Here is an 18,149-nt window from a genome sequence, read left to right on the forward strand (position 1 = left end):
GTTAAATTTGATGAGCATGAAGTCTAGCAAAAATCCCATCTTCCTGTGATAGTAGTTCTGTATGTGTACCATCTTCAGCAATTCCTTCTTCAGTAATTACTAAAATACGATCTGCTTTTTTAATTGTACCTAATCGGTGGGCAATAACTAATGTTGTTCGATCTTTTGATAAATCATTCAATGCCTCTTGAATAATTGCTTCTGTCTCTGTATCTAATGCTGAGGTAGCCTCATCTAATATTAGGATTGGTGGATTTTTCAAAAACATTCTAGCAATTGCTAGTCGTTGTTTTTGTCCCCCAGAAAGCTTTAATCCCCTTTCACCAATTTGAGTTTCATAACCATCAGGTAATGAAGCAATTAAGTCAGTTAAGTGGGCTTTTCTAGCTGCTTCTTCTATTTCTTCATCGGTTGCATTTAACTTACCGTAAGCTATATTTTCTTTTAATGTACCTGTAAATAAAAAGACATCCTGTTGTACGATTCCGATATTTGATCGCAATGATTCTTTCGTCATATTTCGAATATCAATTCCATCAATTGTGATGGCACCGGTTAAAACATCATAAAATCTTGGAATTAATGAGCAGATTGTTGTTTTCCCTGCTCCTGAAGGACCTACAAAGGCAACTGTTTTACCGGCCTCAATAGAGAAGGAAAGATCATTTAAGATTCCACGTTTGTTTTCGTAACCAAAAGAAACATTTTTGAACTTAATATCCCCTCTTAGATTAATTACTTCAATTGCATCAGGAGTATTTACAATGTCTGGCTCATTATCAATTAATTCAGTAAAACGTTTAAAGCCTGCCATACCCTTTGGATATAATTCAAGTAATGCACTTATCTTATCGATTGGTTTAAATAAAATGTTTAAATATAAAATAAACGCTACTAATTCTCCATACGATAAAATTTTCGTATAACTTAACCAAGCTCCAAAAACTAGAATAACAAGTGTCATTAATCGAGTAGATACATAGATTCCTAATAAATTCACACTCATAACTTTATAAGCTTTTAATTTCGTTTTACGGAAGTATTGGTTATTTTTATTAAACCGTTTCATTTCATATTGTTCATTCGTAAAAGATTGAACTACCCTTACGCCTGAAACACTATCTTCTACTTGCGCATTTACATTTGCAATATTTCCATACATTTTACTCCATGAATTATTCATTTTCATGTTTGAGTATGAAATCAACCAAACTAAAAATGGAACGATTATGATTGCTACTAACGCAAGCTTCACATTAATTGTTAGCATAATCCAAAATGCACCGATGAAGGTCATAATTGCAATAAATAAATCCTCTGGACCATGGTGCGCTAATTCACCAATATCCATTAAATCATTTGTAATACGGCTCATTATATGACCAGTCTTCGTATTATCAAAGAAACGAAAAGATTGACGTTGTACATGATTAAATAACTCACGACGCATATCAGTTTCAATATTAATACCAAGTTTATGGCCCCAATAATTTACAACAAATTGCATACCAGAACTTACTAAATAAAGTACTAAAAGTCCGATACTGATCGAGATAATTTTACTCCAATTCCCTTCCGGCAGCAGTTTATCAATAAACCAAGACACTGCTAGAGGAAATCCAAGCTCCATTAATCCAACTAATATTGCACAGAAAAAGTCTATGTAGAATAGCTTTTTGTGCGGGCGATAATAACTAAAAAAACGTTTAATCAAAATACAGCACCTCGAATTCTATTGATTAATCTAGTTCGTTAGATGTTAATACCTTACCATATGTGTTTTAAGTGTGCTATCATTTCAGAATTTTCCAACTAACCAACAAAAATATCGAAAAACTGATTTTCATTAAACAAGTATAAAAGACCAATAGTCTCATATTTTAATAAAGTATGTACTAATTCATTTACCACTTTAACTCTTCAAATGTCGAATTGTGCTTTTAAATATTTTGTAAATTCTAAATAAAATATATTTTATTTTCAAGATTAGTGTGTTACGATTCAACTTGTGTGTTACTGGATATTTTTACCATAAAGGGGGATAACTTAAATGTCGTGGTTTACAAAATGGGCCTTTAATAATAAAGCCGCCATTACCTTTTTATCAGTTCTCATTTTATTAATTGGAGTACTAAGTTACAAAAAGCTTCCAATGGAATTCCTACCTGCTGCAGACCAACCAATTGTTTCTGTCATTGTTATGGGCCAAGGTACTGATTCAAAAACAATGGAGGATCAAGTAACTACTCCGATTGAAAGTGCTGTCTCTGGTGTGAAGGGTAAAAGTCATATTTATTCAAGCACAAGCAATGGTTTTTCAAAAATTGATGTATATTATGAATCAGGAACAAATATGAAGGACGCTAAACAAGAAGTCCAAGAATCTTTAAATAAAGTCACACTACCTCAAAATGTTAGTAAACCTACAATTGTCCAATTAAACACTTCCATGATCCCTATCGCTGATGTTGCAGTCACTTTTGAGGATGGTTTAAGTCCGAATAATATTGATTTTGCAAACAAAAAAGTTATTCCATATTTCAAAGACATAAAAGGCGTAGCTGACGTTCAAACATATGGTACAGAAAAATCTTTTGTTTCTGTAAAAATCGATAATGCGAAGCTTGCGCAGAATAAAATATCACTAGAAACTGTCATGGGTATTATTCGAGGCCAAAATTCTGCAGTTTCAGTTGGCGAAGGTATTATAAATGATAAAACTAGTAATATTAAAGTCGTTGGGAATTTAGATAATATAGACAAAGTAAAGAATCTTATGGTCGCTGATCATGTTAAGTTAGTTGATATTGCAACTGTTGAAGTGAAAAAGCCAGCAAGCAATCTAACAAGAATCAACGGAAAAGACGGATTATTATTAATCGTCACGAAGGATAGTAATTCTAATGCAGTTAGTATTACAAAGGATGTAAGAGAGGCTACTAAACACTTAAATAAAAAATATAAAAATATGAATTCAGATGTCATGGTCGCAACATCAGATATGGTTAAAACTTCCGTACATGCAATGATTAAGGAAGTTTTACTTGGTGCATTATTTGCTACGATTGTCATCATGTTATTCTTAAGAAATGTACGTTCAACACTAATTACCATTGTTTCAATTCCGCTATCGCTATGTTTAACATTATTTTTACTTGCAGAGTCTGGCATTACACTGAATGTTTTAACACTCGGTGGAGTAGCTGTAGCAGTTGGACGTTTAGTTGATGATAGTATTGTCGTTATTGAGAATATTTTTAGAAAAACTCAATCAGAGAAATTTTCAGTTCAAATGATTATTGACGCTACAAAAGAAGTCGGTAGTGCAATCACAGCCTCTACTTTAACGACTGTTGCTGTATTTTTACCAATAGGAATTATTAGCACTGGGCTTAAAGATTTCATGCTTCCATTTGCTTTAACCATTACTTACTCTTTATTAGCTTCATTATTTGTCGCATTGACCGTCGTTCCATTATTAAGTGCATTCTTCCTTAAAAAGGCTAAGTTAAAAGCTCATAATCCTTCAGTACGATATAAAAAAGTTCTTACTTGGTCATTGAATCATAAATGGGTAATTGTAGTCGTTTCATTTTTATTATTCGTCGGCTCAATTGGTACTTATTTCGCTATGCCAAAAGGTGCAACAGATAATTCTTCTTCAGATTTTGTTCAAACAACTTTAACGTATCCTAGTGATACTCCGGTTGAAAAAGTAAAAGAAAATACACTTAAATTAGAAAAGTATATTCTTGAACAAAAAGGTATAAAAGGAGTTTACACTCAATTAGGTAGTACAGCTGATGCTGCAAAATATGGGGATGTCCGCTCTTCTACCCAAGCAGTCTATTTAATTACATTAGATGATAAAAAACTTACTGATCAAGTCGTAAAAAAAATCAATACACAAAAATCTAACTATGCAGATGCAGAATTAACTACAATGGCATCTAGTTTATTTGGAGGTTCTAAAACTCAAATTACGATCGATGTTGTCGGAAATAATTTAAATGATTTAGAGAATACCGCAATTGAAATTAAAAATGAGATTAAAAATATTGATGGAGTTAAAAAGGTAACAACAAACGAGGAAGATAAAAAAACTGTTTATTCATTAGAGGTTGACCCTTCAAAAGGTAATGCTGAGCAACTATCGCAACAATTATTTGTTATGTTGAATCGAACTCCACTTGGGACAGTTACAATTGATCAACAACCGACTGATGTTTATCTAGAACCAATATTAGAACCTAAAACTCCTGAGGATATAAAATCAGTACCGATTATGACTAAAACTGGAATGATTCCAGTGTCATCAGTAGCTACATTAAAAGTAGAAGAAAAGTCTACTAATCTATACCATAAAGATGGCGATCCATATTTAAGTATATCTGCTGAAGTAAAACCAGATAAACTTTCAAAAATTAATGCAGATTTAAATAAAGTTATTTTTGGAGATAAAAAATCAAAAGGCATGAAAATTGCTGATGGTGTAAATGTATACATTGGTGGTGCCCTTGCACAACAATCACAAGATTTCTCAGATCTATATATGATCATGCTTGTCTCAATCGGATTAGTTTTCCTAATCATGATTATTACATTTAAAACATTCCGTGCACCAATTGCTATCCTATGCTCTTTACCTTTGGCGGCGATTGGGGCTGTGCTTGGATTAATTATAAGTCGTATATCGGTTGAACCAACAGCACTATTAGGAGCACTGATGCTTATTGGAATTGTCGTGACAAACGCAATCGTATTACTAGATCGAGTAAAACAAAAAGAAAAACAAATGATTCTACGTGAAGCAATTATCGATGCTGCAGTAACTCGTATTCGACCAATTCTTATGACGGCTGTTGCTACAATTTGCGCAATGCTACCATTACTATTCAAAAAAGCCGAAACCGGTAGCCTTGTATCCCAAAGCCTTGCAGTTGTTGTAATTGGCGGGTTAACTGTTTCAACATTATTAACATTGATTGTAATCCCTGTTATTTATGAGTTACTTTATTTTAGAAAATCTAGAAAACAGCGTAGACAGCAAGATACTAGTAAGCCAGTAAGTTTGTAAATAAAAAAGGGATATCTCGTTTTTTCGAGATATCCCTTTTTTTGGTTAGAGATCAGTCACGATCACTTTGTGAACTCAGCTTAATTCAAATAAAAACAAAAACACAAGGAAAATGAATTACCCTTGTGTTTCTGGTTTTTATCCCTATCAACTTCCTGGAGGTTTTGGATCATCTTCTTGCTTGTTGGATGCGTAAATATCATTGTTTGGCGAATGATGACTTTGAATAGTTTTTATTCCTACACTCACCAGAACTGTGATAACTAGGGAAAGAGCGATAAGTTTAATCTTCTTTTTCATCTGAGAACTCCTGTATTATGTGTCTTCTTCATTTGATGTAAACTGATTTGTAAATACTTATTAGCTAAAAGTGGATCACCTTGTCTTTGGTAATATTCAGCAATTCGTTCACTGTATTCATAAACCTTCATTCGATTACCGTGTTTCTCCATAATTGGTAAGCCGTCTGCCATTAAATACCAGATTAGTGCCTTCTCTTCATTTTTTGCTTCAAAATATAATACTCGTAATTTCACATATTCTAATTTTGTTGTATCTTCGAATGTCTCTAGTTCATGTTCTAGCATATTCACAACTTGTTCATTTTTTTGTAGCTTTAGCATATGAGTAGCAATATTTCCTAATGTAAGGTAATAACTCTCAGTATATTTCTCTATTAACACAAGTGATTTGTAATAACACTCCAATGCTTTTTCTGAAAAATTTTGAGTACCATATAAAAAACCTAAATTATGCCAAGCCATTTCTTCAATTGTTGTGTTTTGAATTAATTCTGCATCATCTAGTATTTCTTTTAATAAATTTTCTGCTCTTTCATATTCACCTGTTTCAGTTAAATGGATTGATAAAATTGTTTTCACATCTAACATTCTTATAATATTATTTCTTTTTTTGAAAACTTCTAGAGCTTTATTACCGAAATAGATTGCTAATGCAGATTGTCCTAATCTACAATGCATTAAGGATTTTAAATAATAATATTCAGTTATGTCATCTCGATACAGTTTCCTTAAATCTTTTACTTCTTCTAGTAAGTCTAAAGATTTAATAAAATTATTCCTTTTATGATTAAAAATTGCATTTAATACATTCCAAACAAATAGTTCAAACTCAGAAAACATCTTCGTATTCTGACCCATTTTTTCTATTAATTGCTCTGCCAAATCGACCTGATTTAAAAATAAAGTATACCTCAACATGTATAATTCAAATACATAAAGCAATTCCGTATATTGGACAAAATCCTTATATTCAGTGAGTTCTAGATAGAGTGTACTTGCTTTTTTATGATGCAGTCGTTCAATTGCGTCATAGAACTCTTGTAGTTTTATTTTAATATGACTAACTTTATTTTTTTCATCTTCAACTGATATACCTAACTTCATACACAATAAGTTTAAAGTTTCGATATTAACCTCTTTTGAGTTGTTCTCAATCTTACTTAAATGAGAAATTGAACAAATTCCATCACATAGTTGCTCTTGAGTCATCTGTTGTTTTTTTCGATGGTAATTAATAATTTTTCCAATTTTCATAGGTATTTTCCTTAAATATTATTTTAATATTATTAATATTCATTATAGTGTAAAACTACTCCTATTTCATCTTACATTTTTTCCCAAAATTATAAAACTCTAATTATATATATATACCAAAAAAAACATAGAGTCGAATTCAGACTCTATGCTATTTAATAAATTATCTATAATAAATCAATCTCTTTTGGTAGTTTAACAGCAGATAAAATTAGCGTCTCCTTTACTCGATCTTTAGCGTAAGAAGAATTGTTTAGTATCTCGTGATCAAGATAACCAGGATGACACATGACTTCAACAGATTGACCGTCCTGAACCCGTGTTAATAGCTTATCAAAATAGTCATCTGTCACGCCTTCCCCATAGAAATCATGAAGAAAAATATCCGTAAAAGGAGCGACTCCTTGTAAAGCATTTTCAGAAATGCGTCTAGCACTTAAATTATATTTTTGAGCTAACTTCTGTACGACTGGTAAAAACTCAGGTACGGTGTGAACATGGTGGTGGCTATCAAAATGAGTTGGTTTTAGTCCCGATTCTAAGAATTTTTCTATTTGTGCAGTCCATTCTCTTTCTAATTCATCTAGTGATATATTTTTATCTTCAAAGAACTCATGTCTACTTTTAAAGTTACCATTTCCATTAACAAGTGTTGGAACATCATTTAAAAGTGGCTTTCCACATGTTAGAACAAGATGGATTCCTACTTGAAGGCTTGGATTTTCTTTTGCTAGCTCTACTGCGTGACTTACGCCAGGCATATTCATCATCATCGTAGCTGAGTTAACAACTCCATTTTTATGTGCATCAATTATTCCATAATTAATTCCCCTTGAATAACCAAAATCGTCTGCATTCACAATTAATTTAATCATTTAACTTTCACCTCTTTAAAAAATTGAGGTAAATATTTTTTATGTGCTTCTAGCATTTCATCAACAATTTCCTTAGCAACTTTATCAGATGCAACTAACGGGTTAATCGTTAACGCTAGAATTGCCAAATCATAATCACCTGTTACCGCTGCTTCACAAGCTACTCTTTCAAATGATTTGATTTGTTGAACGAGCCCTCTCACAGATACCGGTAGATCCCCCATTACGATTGGTTTTGGCCCATCCTTTGTGATGACACAACTAACCTCTACCGCCGAGTCATTAGGAATACTAGCAATCGAACCATTATTCATCGTATTAACTGGTTGAATATCACCTTTATCGTTATAAATAGAAGAAATTAATCGAACTGCTGCATCACTATAATAAGCTCCGCCTCGTTTTTCGAGCTGAGGTGGTTTAATTGATAGATTTGGATCTTTATAAAGTTCAAAAAGATCATCCTCTAATTTTTTAACAACTTCAGCACGAGTCCCTACAGTTTCGGCATTTTTAATATCCTTTTCAACCATTTCACGAGTTTTATAATAATAGTTATGATATGGACAAGGTAATGCATTTAAAGCACGAAGAAACTCAGGTTCCCATCCATATCCTTGAATATTCTTAACAAAACTAGAGTTTTCTGGATTCGTTAATAATTCAATGACTTGATCTTTTACACTTTCGCCGTCAACAAACACATCTAATCCATAAACCATATGATTTAATCCAGCAAAATCAATCCGTACACGAGAATGTTCAACATTTAATAATTTGGCAATTCCCATTTCCATTCCAATTGGGACATTACATAAACCAACTACTTTTCGATGGTCGGTGTAACGAAGTACCGCTTCAGTAACCATACCAGCAGGATTCGTAAAATTAACTAACCAAGCATTTGGACATAGATCCCTCATATCTTTTACAATATCTAAAATTACTGGAATTGTTCGCAAACCTTTAAATAACCCTCCTGGTCCATTTGTTTCTTGACCAAGTACACCATATTTTAAAGGTATTCTTTCATCCTTTGCCCTCGCATCTAACAAACCAACGCGGAATTGCGTTGTAACAAAGTCAGCATCTTTAAGCGCCTCTTTTCGATCAAGGGTCAAATGAACTTCTACAGGAAGACCTGCCTTGTGAAACATTCGTTTTGCTAATTGACCAACAATCTCTAATTTCTCTTTGCCTTCTTCAACATCTACAAGCCATAGCTCTCGTAATGGAAGCTCATTGTACCGCTTAATAAAACCTTCTACTAACTCTGGAGTATAACTAGAGCCTCCACCAATTGTCGCAATTTTGATTGATTTACTCATCCTATGTACCTCCATTTATTGGTTGTTTACCTCTTGCCGCAGTTCAATAATCTCCCTTGCTAAGTCTTTAAGCGTCATTGCTGTCATTAAATGATCTTGTGCATGAATTAATAGAATTGGCGTATCAAAATCTTCTCCACCAGCCTCTGCCTGAATCAATTGAGTTTGAAAGCGATGTGCTTGACTAAACTCGCGATCTGCCTCTGCAAGCTTCTCAAAAGCTAGCTCAAAATTTTTTTCTTTTGCTGCATAGATTCCCTCCATTGAAAGACTTCTAGCATTTCCACTATGCAAGATTAACTGAAAGGAAAGGTTGTACAATTCTTCTTTTGTCACTAGAATCACATCCTTTACTAGAATGTAAGAAAACAATACCAAGAGCCTGCCTATAGGCAAGCTTCCAGTGTGTTTACGCAGAATCAAAAATCTGAGTACCCAGACTAATTGAAAGCGAGCGCTTCATAATAGTCTGGGCAATCCCCTTTTTGCATTTCTTATTTTGGTGAGCCTTGTTCAGTTTGTAAATTTTGTTTATCCCACATTCTAAAGAATGGGAAGTAAATTAAGAACGCTATAACAAGATTAATCAATTGCATTGCAGAGCCTCTCCAGTTACCTCCAGTTGCTAGCCAACCGCCGATAATTGGTGGAGTCGTCCAAGGAATTGCAATACCATGTGTTTTTGGAGCAAATCCCGTTTTCATTCCTATATATGTGGTTACAACAAGTACTAATGGCGTTAGAATAAATGGAACTAAAAGCAATGGATTCATTACTACAGGCGCACCGAATGTAATTGGTTCATTAATATTGAAAATACCAGGTCCAATCGATAGCCTTCCTAGTTGTTTTGCATGTTGACTCTTTGCAAATAAAAGCATCATTAGTGCAAAACAAATTGTTGCACCAGAACCACCCATGTAGATGAAGATATCAAAGAATTGTTGTGTAACAACATTTGGCATTGCATGATGACCTTGAAGAGCTAAACGGTTTGCATCAGTTGCTGCTAACCATACTGGACCCATTACACCACCAACAATTGCTGCACCGTGTAAACCAACTGACCATAATAATTGAATTAATAATACAGCAATTAACGCGCCAGCTAATGAACCACCAAGTCTACTAAGTGGATCTTGTAATAGATCCCCAACGACATTGTGTAAAGTTTCATAGTGTGTATGTTCAATTAATAAACGAATAATCCATACTAAGAGAATAACTAGAAATGCAGGGAATAATGCAACGAATGATTTACTTACACTAGGTGGTACACCATCCGGCATCTTAATAACAAAATTCCTTTGAATTACCCATCTATAAATTTCAGTTGAGAACAACGCAATTATAATAGCAACAAACAGACCCTTACTACCTAAAAATGCCATAGGGAGTACTCCGCCTACTTTAATAGCAGCAGTCGCTCCATCTGGAGTAAACATTGTGAAATATGGTGTTGATAAAATAAATGAAGCAATCGAGATCGCACCAGCATTCAATGCATCTACTTTGTAATGTTCAGCGAGTCGATATGCGATACCAAATCCTGCAATGAGCGCCATTATATCAAATGAAGCACTTACCGGATAAAGAAGCTTTGTTTGCCAAGCGGCACCGAATGTTTTTGCCATAAAATCTGGATATCCGTCAAATGGTAAGAAGCCTAAAATTAAGAAAATAGAACCGACAATAATAAGAGGCAGTGTCAAAATGATTCCATCACGTAATGCTTGCAAGTGTTTTTGACCTGCAATTTTTCCAGCTATAGGCATTACTTTCTCTTCTAACGTTTGAGTAAAGTTGGCCATCACAAATCACCCCTATATGAAATTATGAACCTATTAAATCGATTGCGAATTTCAGGACCTCTGCTCCTTTACACATCCCGTAATGAACCGGATTGATGGCATCAACTGGTATTCCTTTTTGTAAACCTTCTTTTTTTAATTGTGGGAGTAGATACCTTACTTGGGGACCTACAAGTAATACATCTGCTTGATCAAGATGATTTTTAACATCATTAGCACTCACTGCCCAAATCCTTGCATCGATTCCTTCAGATTTTGCAGCAGCTTCCATTTTTGTAACTAATAAGCTTGTAGACATACCGGCAGCACAACATAATAATATGTTCATTTAATCCCCCTTTCTCTCTAAAGGAAACGCTTACAATACAATTAAACTTCTACTAACAAGCAGAATCTACCCCTTACCTCTCTCCCTCTAGAATTTTAATCTCAAGAAATATATATTCACCATTTTGGACATTAGGACAAATATAAAAAATATTTTTTCACTAATCGTACTCTATAAGTTCCTGTTCCTAAAGTCGCTTAAAATAAAGCTTTGTACAAGCCTAAAGTACGATAACTTGCCAGACTTAACTGACAGGATTTTGCATTTAATCTATCTGAAAAAAGTCTCGTATTTGTAATAAATAATGAATGTATTTTGAACTGAAATGCTAGTTCCTACCATTTTTAAATCTAGTAACAAGAAAAAGGAAATGGTTCTAACTCAAACCATTTCCTTTTTTATCTTCATTACTATTAGGAAAAATAAAATCAAATAGAGGACTTAAGTTACATACTTAAGTCCTCAGCGTTAAAAAGTATGAGCTTCAGTCGTAGTTTTCGACTAAGACATTCAATTTTTTAATCTGTTCTTCTACACCCGTATCCGCATTAACGAATATTTGATATGTGTCATTGCCTCGTGTTCCTACAAATTCATAGCATAGTACTTCTTGATTCAGTTTATTTAAAATGATCGCTTGGCGCTCTTCCATTATTTTCAAGTTTGAACTAATACTATTTCTCGCTTCTTCAACTGATATTTTCGGCTTTGGAATCGTTCGTTTTGTGTATGCTGCTAAGTAATTTCTTGATGAAAATCCTACAATGCTTCCGTCATCAAGAGCAATCTTCATCGTTACAGATTCAGGATAGATTCTTACGCCGTCCTGTTTTGTCACATATGTAAATACACCAATCGTATCATATTGTGAGCTTTCAGTTAGCTCCATATTAGAGAATTTATTGCGTTCTAAAAATTTAAGCCCATTAATAGAAGCCTGATTTAAATCGATTTTTTGTGCCTTAATATTTCGACTATCAATCACCCAAACTGGATATCCTCCTTTTTCGGTAATATCCATATAAATTTCGCTATTTGTTTTTGGTTCCTTAATTTCTAAGCTATAGTACCGATCTGCTAATTTTTCACCTGTAAGATCAGCTTTTATTTGTGCTGTACTATTTAATTCAAGAAATTTCCTCGCAATTTCTTTCGCTTGCTCTGTCGTTATTTTTTCTCCTTTTACATTCGAAAGGCTTGCACGATTTACTTTATAATTTGTCAGTGAAGGGTCTGCATTTGCATCGGAATATGACATTACATTCCTTTCCACTGTCTTAAATCCATCAATAATTACGTTATTTTTCGGATTTTGATCTTTTGCATAAGCAAGCTCTACATCCATCCAACGTAATTTATTCTCAAATACCATATGTTGAACTTTTCTAATCTCTCCTTGAATTTCAGCAGAGTTATCATATAACTTTTGCAGTGTTGCGTATTCATTTTGGGTCAATGGTTCTTTATCTAAATCTCTTACTGCAGTTCGATAACTAAAATCGCCAATATTTGTTAGAAATTCCTCCGTTTTATTAACTGGTAATAGTCTCAAAGGAAGTTGCCCTACGTTAGATCTAGCTTGAGAAGTTAGTCCCCATACTTCAACTAGTGCTGGAGAGAGGGATGACTTTGATTTCATTGCTAGAGTATCGCCAATTTTATCATGTAATAAATCTAATTCATACGTTAGTTCATGAAATGCCCGTTGATAGTTGTTTTCTGCTTGGATATTGATTTCGTTTTTAGCCTTATGCTCTGTATAACCCCAATATGATGTTCCGATAAGTCCAATTGCTAACACGCCTATTGCAGCTTCCTTAATCACTTAAAACACTCCTTTCTTATCGGCAAAATATATGTCTACCAATTTGTTTTATTTGTGGTCTGCTCCAAATCCAAGCACTTGTCGCTGTGTCTGGATTAAAATAATAAATTGCACTTTCACTCGGATCCCAACCATTTACAGCGTCTAAAACAGCTTTTTTGGCCGTCTCATTTGGAGTTAAATAAATTTGTCCATCAGACACAGCGGTAAATGCACCCGGCTCAAAAATAACACCTGACACTGTGTTTGGAAACGATGGATTGCTAACGCGATTCAGAATTACTGCAGCAACTGCTACTTGTCCGATATACGGTTCACCACGCGATTCACCATAAACTGCATTAGCCATTAGCTGAATATCATTTTGCGAATAACCATTCGGAACATTCGATCCAGCACCTGCATTTTCACCTTTTTCATATTTTGTAGCTTTTACGAGCATCGCTTTTGTCTTAGCTCCAACAATCCCATCGACAGGCATTCCGAAATTATTTTGGAAATTCCGAACCGCCCAATATGTGTTGTAGCCAAACACCCCATCGACCTTGCTAGTGTAATAACCGTTGTATTTTAAACGAGATTGTAATTCAATGACATCTTCTCCTGTAGCACCCATTTGAAGTACTTGGCTTGTAAAAGCATTTACATTTTTAAGTTGTACATTACAAAAGAAACTAATAAATACGATTAGTAATATTAAAGGACCTTTTAAGAAAACTAGTTTCCTCATCACAAACCTCCTAAAGTATAATTATCTCTTTTTGTATTTTTTTCAAGAACGACCAATTTATGTAAATACTTTTGAAATACAATAAGATTTCTTTCCGAAGTTAAAAACAAATCAGTTTTTTATCCAATAAAAAAGGGACCTTTTGGCCCCATTTTTACATTTTATTAAAGGTTATACCTTCACCATATACTCGATCATAGATTACCCAATCCCATATATCATTTGATTGATTTTGAAGTACCCAATCATACCATGAATGTTCAATCTGACCGTTTGTTAAAACCCTCATTAGAAGAGGTGCAATTTCGTATGATTCTAATTTAAGATTTCCTTTTTCTAAAAATGGCTTAGAAAAGTTTCTAATCTTGTCCATTGTATATTTGTCATTACTCCAAATCCACATCGGTGTTTCATTATACCAATCTTCTCCTTCACTCTTCTCCACTGGTGCTCCCCAATGCTCGTATGTTGCCTTTTTATCACCAAATGTTGGACGATGGTCACCATAAAAAAGGACGATTGTAGGATTCTTACGTTTTTTTATTTCTTGCCATACTGAAACAAGAGAATTGCCGCTTTTATAAATACCACTTGCATAACTCTCCACTTTTCCTTTTAACTCCACATCCATAGGTACTCCACTAACTTTCATGTTCTCTTCAGGGAAATGGCCTTTACGCCAGTCAAAATGATTTTGCATTGTCACAAAAAATACAAATTGACTCCCTTTTTTATTAATTAATGATAATGCTTTTTTCGAACTACACTCGTCTGATAAATAGGAACCAAATTTTTGGCAAGAAGATAAATCTGCTTCTGACAAGAACTGATTAAATCCTATGTTAGGATAAACTTCTTTTCGTTTGAAAAATGATGTTTTAAATGGATGAAGGGCTATCGTATCCATACCAAATTGTTTAACATCTTGAATGAAACTAGGTGATTGTCTATTCCCCATTTTTCCTTCTTGATATGGTGTCCGTTCTTCGAATTTACGTTTTAATTTTAGACTAGTTAATACTTCAAACTCCTCGTTAGCGGTCCGTCCTCCAAATGTATTACTTATTAGCGTTCCATGAATCCCTTCATTTATAGAGCGAAGAGGTACATTTGGATCAGTGTTCCATTTTAATTTCATGTCATCTAGAATACTGTATGCCTCACTTTGAATCACTAAAATATCTGGTAATTGTTTAGGTTTAGAAAGTGGTTTTAAAGATTTGATTTCTTTAATAACCTCGTTCTTTACTTTGTTAGATACTTTAGGTTCTTCACGTTTGCTATTTACATAAGTTACTAAAAATGCAGGATACATACCATATCTTTCGACACTAGTCTCGTAATTCCAAGGTATATATTCTACTTTTGAGTTTTTTACAAAATAAGCATAGCCTTCTTTTGAACCAAATGTAAAAAAGACCCCAAGTAATACGATTAGTAAAAAACGTAGACTATTTTTCCTTGCAGTAGCATTTCTCCATTTTTTATAGGCAAAGAAAGTCCCTAAAAACAGAAATGTTATGATTCCAATTAGACCTCCCCATTTGAGAAGAAATGGAAGCTTTGAAAATTGTAAAAAAACGATTGGGTCACGCAGGAAAAATAAGTCACTTGGATGAAAAGGCTCACCAGTATATTTTATTTTTTCTGATAGTGCATATGAGAAAATTCCAATTGAACCTATAACCGTAATTAAAATCCACCAAACATTAAAGCCTAGAACAGAAAGTCCAATTACTAGTATTGAAACAACAACTGACACAATCATAAAGTTCCACTTAAAAAAATCCGTAATAATCCAATTCTGATAAAGATTTACATTGTTCTTCCACAAATAATTATGAGACCAAATAACAAGTAAATAGCTACAGACCAATCCGATTAGAATTGGTCCTAGCAAATTAACACTCTTTTTAATCATGAAGAATCTACCCTTTACAAAATTATTAACACTAACTTTGTTTATTTTGTTTTTACATTAATTTCTCATTCGTTAATGCTTCATCAAGTTGGTTGAATTGTTGCATTAATTTCTCCGAAACTAATGATTCAAACACTTTAGTAGCACCTTCAATATCGCCAATCTCAGATTTGTACTTCGTTTCAAATCTGCTGAGAATACTACCTTCTTCAAAAATTCCCCATATATTATTCCCACTACCTTTGTAATCGCTCAACTTAGAAGGTAAATATGGATTAATATTTTTATAATCCTTCGTAAAAGCATCATTAACAATCAGACAATCGAATTTTGTTGTAAAATTTAAAAACTCTAAAAAGTTAACATATGGGTTTACTTTTACATGTTTTTCAATTACTTCTCCTGAAAGTTCATTTGCAAGTGATTTGGGATCTGAAGTGAAAACATGAAGTTTAATTTTATCTCTTAATTCAGGTTTCGTTAATTTAAGCCCTTCAATTATTTCATTTAATTTCCTCGTTTGATAAAACGTTCCAAAGTACCCTAGGTTTACTTTGTTTTCATCAATTCGATATTTACTTGCTTTAACGTGATAATATTGCTTCGGTAATGTCGGTTGATTACAAATTCTAGCTTTATTTAAAATGACTTCTTTCATTTCTTTCATTGGGAACATTTCTGACATGTATTTCAACTGATTTTCATTTGTAAAAACAATTTCATCTGCAAATGCATAAGCAATGTATTCACACCAAAAAAACATATTGTTATTCAATGCTAGTGGGAAGTTTTTTTTCTTTAAAAGTGCATTTACTTTTTTATAAAACCCTAAATCAATAATTGCTGACTTCCGTTCATTTCCATGAATATCTAATAGAATCGGATCAGAGAATTCTGCCACCCATTTTGTCTTTGGATTTTTCATTTTATATTCAAATGCTAAAAAGTGTGAAGCAGGCCATAGTGCTCGGCTATAAATTTTATGGTATGTACCATTTTTTCTTTCTTTCAATTTAATTTCCTTAAGAGATTTTTTAATAAAGTCTTTCATTGATTTCCATTGTTTAAAACTACTTGCAGATGATATTTCCATCCGATTATTAATAAAACCATCCACCATTGCATTTTGTCGATAATCGGTTTCCCTTACCTTCGACATATTATTATAAATTACGTCCACCACTTCATTATTTTCGATAATACGCTTAGCCATTACAGTTCCACTTGTATCAACATATGGTGGAAAACAATAAGAAATAATTAAAGAACGCGTATCTCCATTGTATAGCTTAAAATAAGGGAAATAGACGAAACTGTGTTTATTTACTTCTTCAATTACTTTTTCTCTCAATTCATTGCTATTGTTAATATATCTGTCTATAAATCCATATTGAGCGTGTATTTTTCCTTTAATGAATTGTTGAATTGTAGGACTATTCGTTTCTCCTAGTAAAACATCAAGATTTTTCATGACTTCCAAACGTTCTTGTACATTGAACTCAAATGAATTTTTCCGTCTAGAAACTGAATTGTCTCTTAAAACTCGATAATAAATTGCCTGCTCTTCTAATGGAACAATCTTTAAGTGAAAATGATGCAAAGCAAATAATTTAGTAAAAAACACTACATCTTCTCCACTTTTCAAACCAAGTTCGTAGCGTTGGGTTTTTACTTTCTTTGTTGGTATTAATTTACAAGCATTCATTGTTAAAACACTATTTAAATCAGTATAAGTATAAATTTTAGTATCTAACGCTTTTTTAATTTGGGAGTTAACAGGATTATTAGGATTACTATTACCTTCTAGATCTACGTCCACAACTTGTGAAATGACAACAGATTCTTCATCAGCATGATTGAATAATTTTTCAAGAAAGTTAGTTGATATATAATCATCATCATCCAAGAATGTAATGTATTTTTTTGATGCTTGTTGAATTCCCATATTTCTTGCAGCTGAAACGCTAGCTTCTTCTGAATGAAGAATGTTGAAGTGATTAATATTATGTTCCTTAATGAAATTCAACAATATCTCTTCGGTCAGATCTTTTTCTCCATTGATAATAAAGATTACTTCAAAATATTTTGGTGATAAAGTTTGATTTTTTAATGATTCAATACATTTTTTTATCACTTTTTCACCTTTGTATGTCGGGATGATTACACTAATACCATTTATTAATTTTTTAAAATGATATTTTGAAAATATTAAGTCTTCCGGGATTTCCTTATTCATTCGTTGGTAAATTTCAATTTTTATTCTTTCAATTTCTTCTAATCTTTGCTGGATTTCAAACTTGTTCAAAACTTACTCACCAACCTCTTATCTTTCTAAAAAGCCATCTTTTAGCTTTCCAATAAAACTGAATTAATCTGCCTAGCTTTGAGTGCATTACTTTTCGATAACGTTCTTCCATTATTTGAATTTCATTCTCTAGCTTTTCAATATACTTTATATTTTTATAATGCAGCTCTAACGCTGTTTCTTCATTAATTAATAAGGTTAAGAATTGTTCATAAAACTGAGACTCTATGTCCAAATTATTGAAATTAGATTTAAACTTGTTTAATTTTATAAACCAACTAGGTATTTCTAATTCATTCTCAATTGTTTCTGCATTTAATGAATGAGTTCTTGGGTCGATTGTCATCTTGATGAGTCCTTCCTAATAGCTTGAATACTTAATAATATGCCCTA

Annotated in this window: 14 protein-coding genes; 1 reads left to right on the forward strand and 13 read right to left on the reverse strand. The window is 33.0% G+C overall.

The window, feature by feature from the left end; translation table 11 throughout:
* Window position 1 precedes the first annotated feature (1 nt).
* Window positions 2-1,714: an ABC transporter ATP-binding protein gene (locus tag ABEY15_RS03240; protein ID WP_429888413.1), complete on the reverse strand. Its 1,713-nt coding sequence runs from the start codon at window positions 1,712-1,714 to the stop codon at window positions 2-4.
* A gap of 336 nt (window positions 1,715-2,050) precedes the next feature.
* Between ABEY15_RS03240 and ABEY15_RS03245 the strand changes: the two genes are divergently transcribed.
* Window positions 2,051-5,077, forward strand: a complete 3,027-nt coding sequence (locus ABEY15_RS03245; RefSeq protein WP_429888414.1) for an efflux RND transporter permease subunit — start codon at window positions 2,051-2,053, stop codon at window positions 5,075-5,077.
* A 147-nt stretch (window positions 5,078-5,224) separates the two neighbouring features.
* Here the strand turns inward: ABEY15_RS03245 and ABEY15_RS03250 are convergent, their stop codons facing one another.
* The 12 genes from ABEY15_RS03250 to ABEY15_RS03305 all read right to left on the reverse strand — a co-directional run bounded on the left by ABEY15_RS03250 (window position 5,225) and on the right by ABEY15_RS03305 (window position 18,102).
* Window positions 5,225-5,377 (reverse strand): hypothetical protein, encoded by a 153-nt coding sequence (locus ABEY15_RS03250; protein WP_429888416.1) that lies wholly within the window; start codon window positions 5,375-5,377, stop codon window positions 5,225-5,227.
* Entirely contained in the window at window positions 5,374-6,633 is a 1,260-nt protein-coding gene (locus ABEY15_RS03255) for a helix-turn-helix domain-containing protein (protein ID WP_429888417.1), read from the reverse strand. Before ABEY15_RS03255 ends, ABEY15_RS03250 begins: the two co-directional genes overlap by 4 nt.
* 167 nt (window positions 6,634-6,800) lie before the next feature.
* Entirely contained in the window at window positions 6,801-7,508 is a 708-nt protein-coding gene (gene chbG, locus ABEY15_RS03260) for a chitin disaccharide deacetylase (RefSeq protein WP_429888418.1), read from the reverse strand.
* Window positions 7,505-8,836, reverse strand: coding sequence for a 6-phospho-beta-glucosidase (locus tag ABEY15_RS03265; RefSeq protein WP_429888419.1), 1,332 nt, complete (start codon window positions 8,834-8,836; stop codon window positions 7,505-7,507). Before ABEY15_RS03265 ends, chbG begins: the two co-directional genes overlap by 4 nt.
* A gap of 15 nt (window positions 8,837-8,851) precedes the next feature.
* Window positions 8,852-9,208: a PTS lactose/cellobiose transporter subunit IIA gene (locus tag ABEY15_RS03270; protein WP_429888420.1), complete on the reverse strand. Its 357-nt coding sequence runs from the start codon at window positions 9,206-9,208 to the stop codon at window positions 8,852-8,854.
* Window positions 9,209-9,330: 122 nt separating this feature from the next.
* Complete coding sequence (celB, locus tag ABEY15_RS03275) at window positions 9,331-10,647, reverse strand: PTS cellobiose transporter subunit IIC (protein ID WP_429888421.1); 1,317 nt, start codon at window positions 10,645-10,647, stop codon at window positions 9,331-9,333.
* Window positions 10,648-10,669: 22 nt separating this feature from the next.
* A complete protein-coding gene (locus tag ABEY15_RS03280) occupies window positions 10,670-10,975 on the reverse strand; it encodes a PTS sugar transporter subunit IIB (RefSeq protein WP_069035316.1) in 306 nt (101 codons plus the stop codon).
* 484 nt (window positions 10,976-11,459) lie between these two features.
* On the reverse strand, window positions 11,460-12,800 hold the full coding sequence (gene ypeB, locus ABEY15_RS03285) for a germination protein YpeB (RefSeq protein WP_429888423.1): 1,341 nt from the start codon (window positions 12,798-12,800) through the stop codon (window positions 11,460-11,462).
* Between the two features lie 16 nt (window positions 12,801-12,816).
* Window positions 12,817-13,530: a spore cortex-lytic enzyme gene (gene sleB, locus ABEY15_RS03290; RefSeq protein ID WP_429888425.1), complete on the reverse strand. Its 714-nt coding sequence runs from the start codon at window positions 13,528-13,530 to the stop codon at window positions 12,817-12,819.
* A 154-nt stretch (window positions 13,531-13,684) separates the two neighbouring features.
* A complete protein-coding gene (locus ABEY15_RS03295) occupies window positions 13,685-15,451 on the reverse strand; it encodes an LTA synthase family protein (protein ID WP_429888426.1) in 1,767 nt (588 codons plus the stop codon).
* Between the two features lie 52 nt (window positions 15,452-15,503).
* The gene (locus tag ABEY15_RS03300; protein WP_429888427.1) at window positions 15,504-17,756 is read right to left on the reverse strand and encodes a glycosyltransferase; all 2,253 of its coding nucleotides are present in this window, start codon (window positions 17,754-17,756) and stop codon (window positions 15,504-15,506) included.
* A 7-nt stretch (window positions 17,757-17,763) separates the two neighbouring features.
* Window positions 17,764-18,102, reverse strand: a complete 339-nt coding sequence (locus ABEY15_RS03305) for a hypothetical protein (protein WP_429888428.1) — start codon at window positions 18,100-18,102, stop codon at window positions 17,764-17,766.
* Between the last annotated feature and the right edge of the window lie 47 nt (window positions 18,103-18,149).

Origin of the sequence: Gottfriedia acidiceleris (assembly GCF_050457485.1) — a bacterium.
Classification (GTDB): domain Bacteria; phylum Bacillota; class Bacilli; order Bacillales; family Bacillaceae_G; genus Gottfriedia; species Gottfriedia acidiceleris_D.

Bases quoted from the DNA above. Each gene is read 5' to 3' on its own strand.
- sleB (WP_429888425.1), bottom strand. From the start codon at position 13,530: ATGAGGAAACTAGTTTTCTTAAAAGGTCCTTTAATATTACTAATCGTA.
- chbG (WP_429888418.1), bottom strand. From the start codon at position 7,508: ATGATTAAATTAATTGTGAATGCAGACGATTTTGGTTATTCAAGGGGA.
- celB (WP_429888421.1), bottom strand. From the start codon at position 10,647: ATGGCCAACTTTACTCAAACGTTAGAAGAGAAAGTAATGCCTATAGCT.
- ABEY15_RS03295 (WP_429888426.1), bottom strand. From the start codon at position 15,451: ATGATTAAAAAGAGTGTTAATTTGCTAGGACCAATTCTAATCGGATTG.
- ABEY15_RS03255 (WP_429888417.1), bottom strand. From the start codon at position 6,633: ATGAAAATTGGAAAAATTATTAATTACCATCGAAAAAAACAACAGATG.
- ABEY15_RS03250 (WP_429888416.1), bottom strand. From the start codon at position 5,377: ATGAAAAAGAAGATTAAACTTATCGCTCTTTCCCTAGTTATCACAGTT.
- ABEY15_RS03280 (WP_069035316.1), bottom strand. From the start codon at position 10,975: ATGAACATATTATTATGTTGTGCTGCCGGTATGTCTACAAGCTTATTA.
- ABEY15_RS03265 (WP_429888419.1), bottom strand. From the start codon at position 8,836: ATGAGTAAATCAATCAAAATTGCGACAATTGGTGGAGGCTCTAGTTAT.
- ABEY15_RS03245 (WP_429888414.1), top strand. From the start codon at position 2,051: ATGTCGTGGTTTACAAAATGGGCCTTTAATAATAAAGCCGCCATTACC.
- ABEY15_RS03305 (WP_429888428.1), bottom strand. From the start codon at position 18,102: ATGACAATCGACCCAAGAACTCATTCATTAAATGCAGAAACAATTGAG.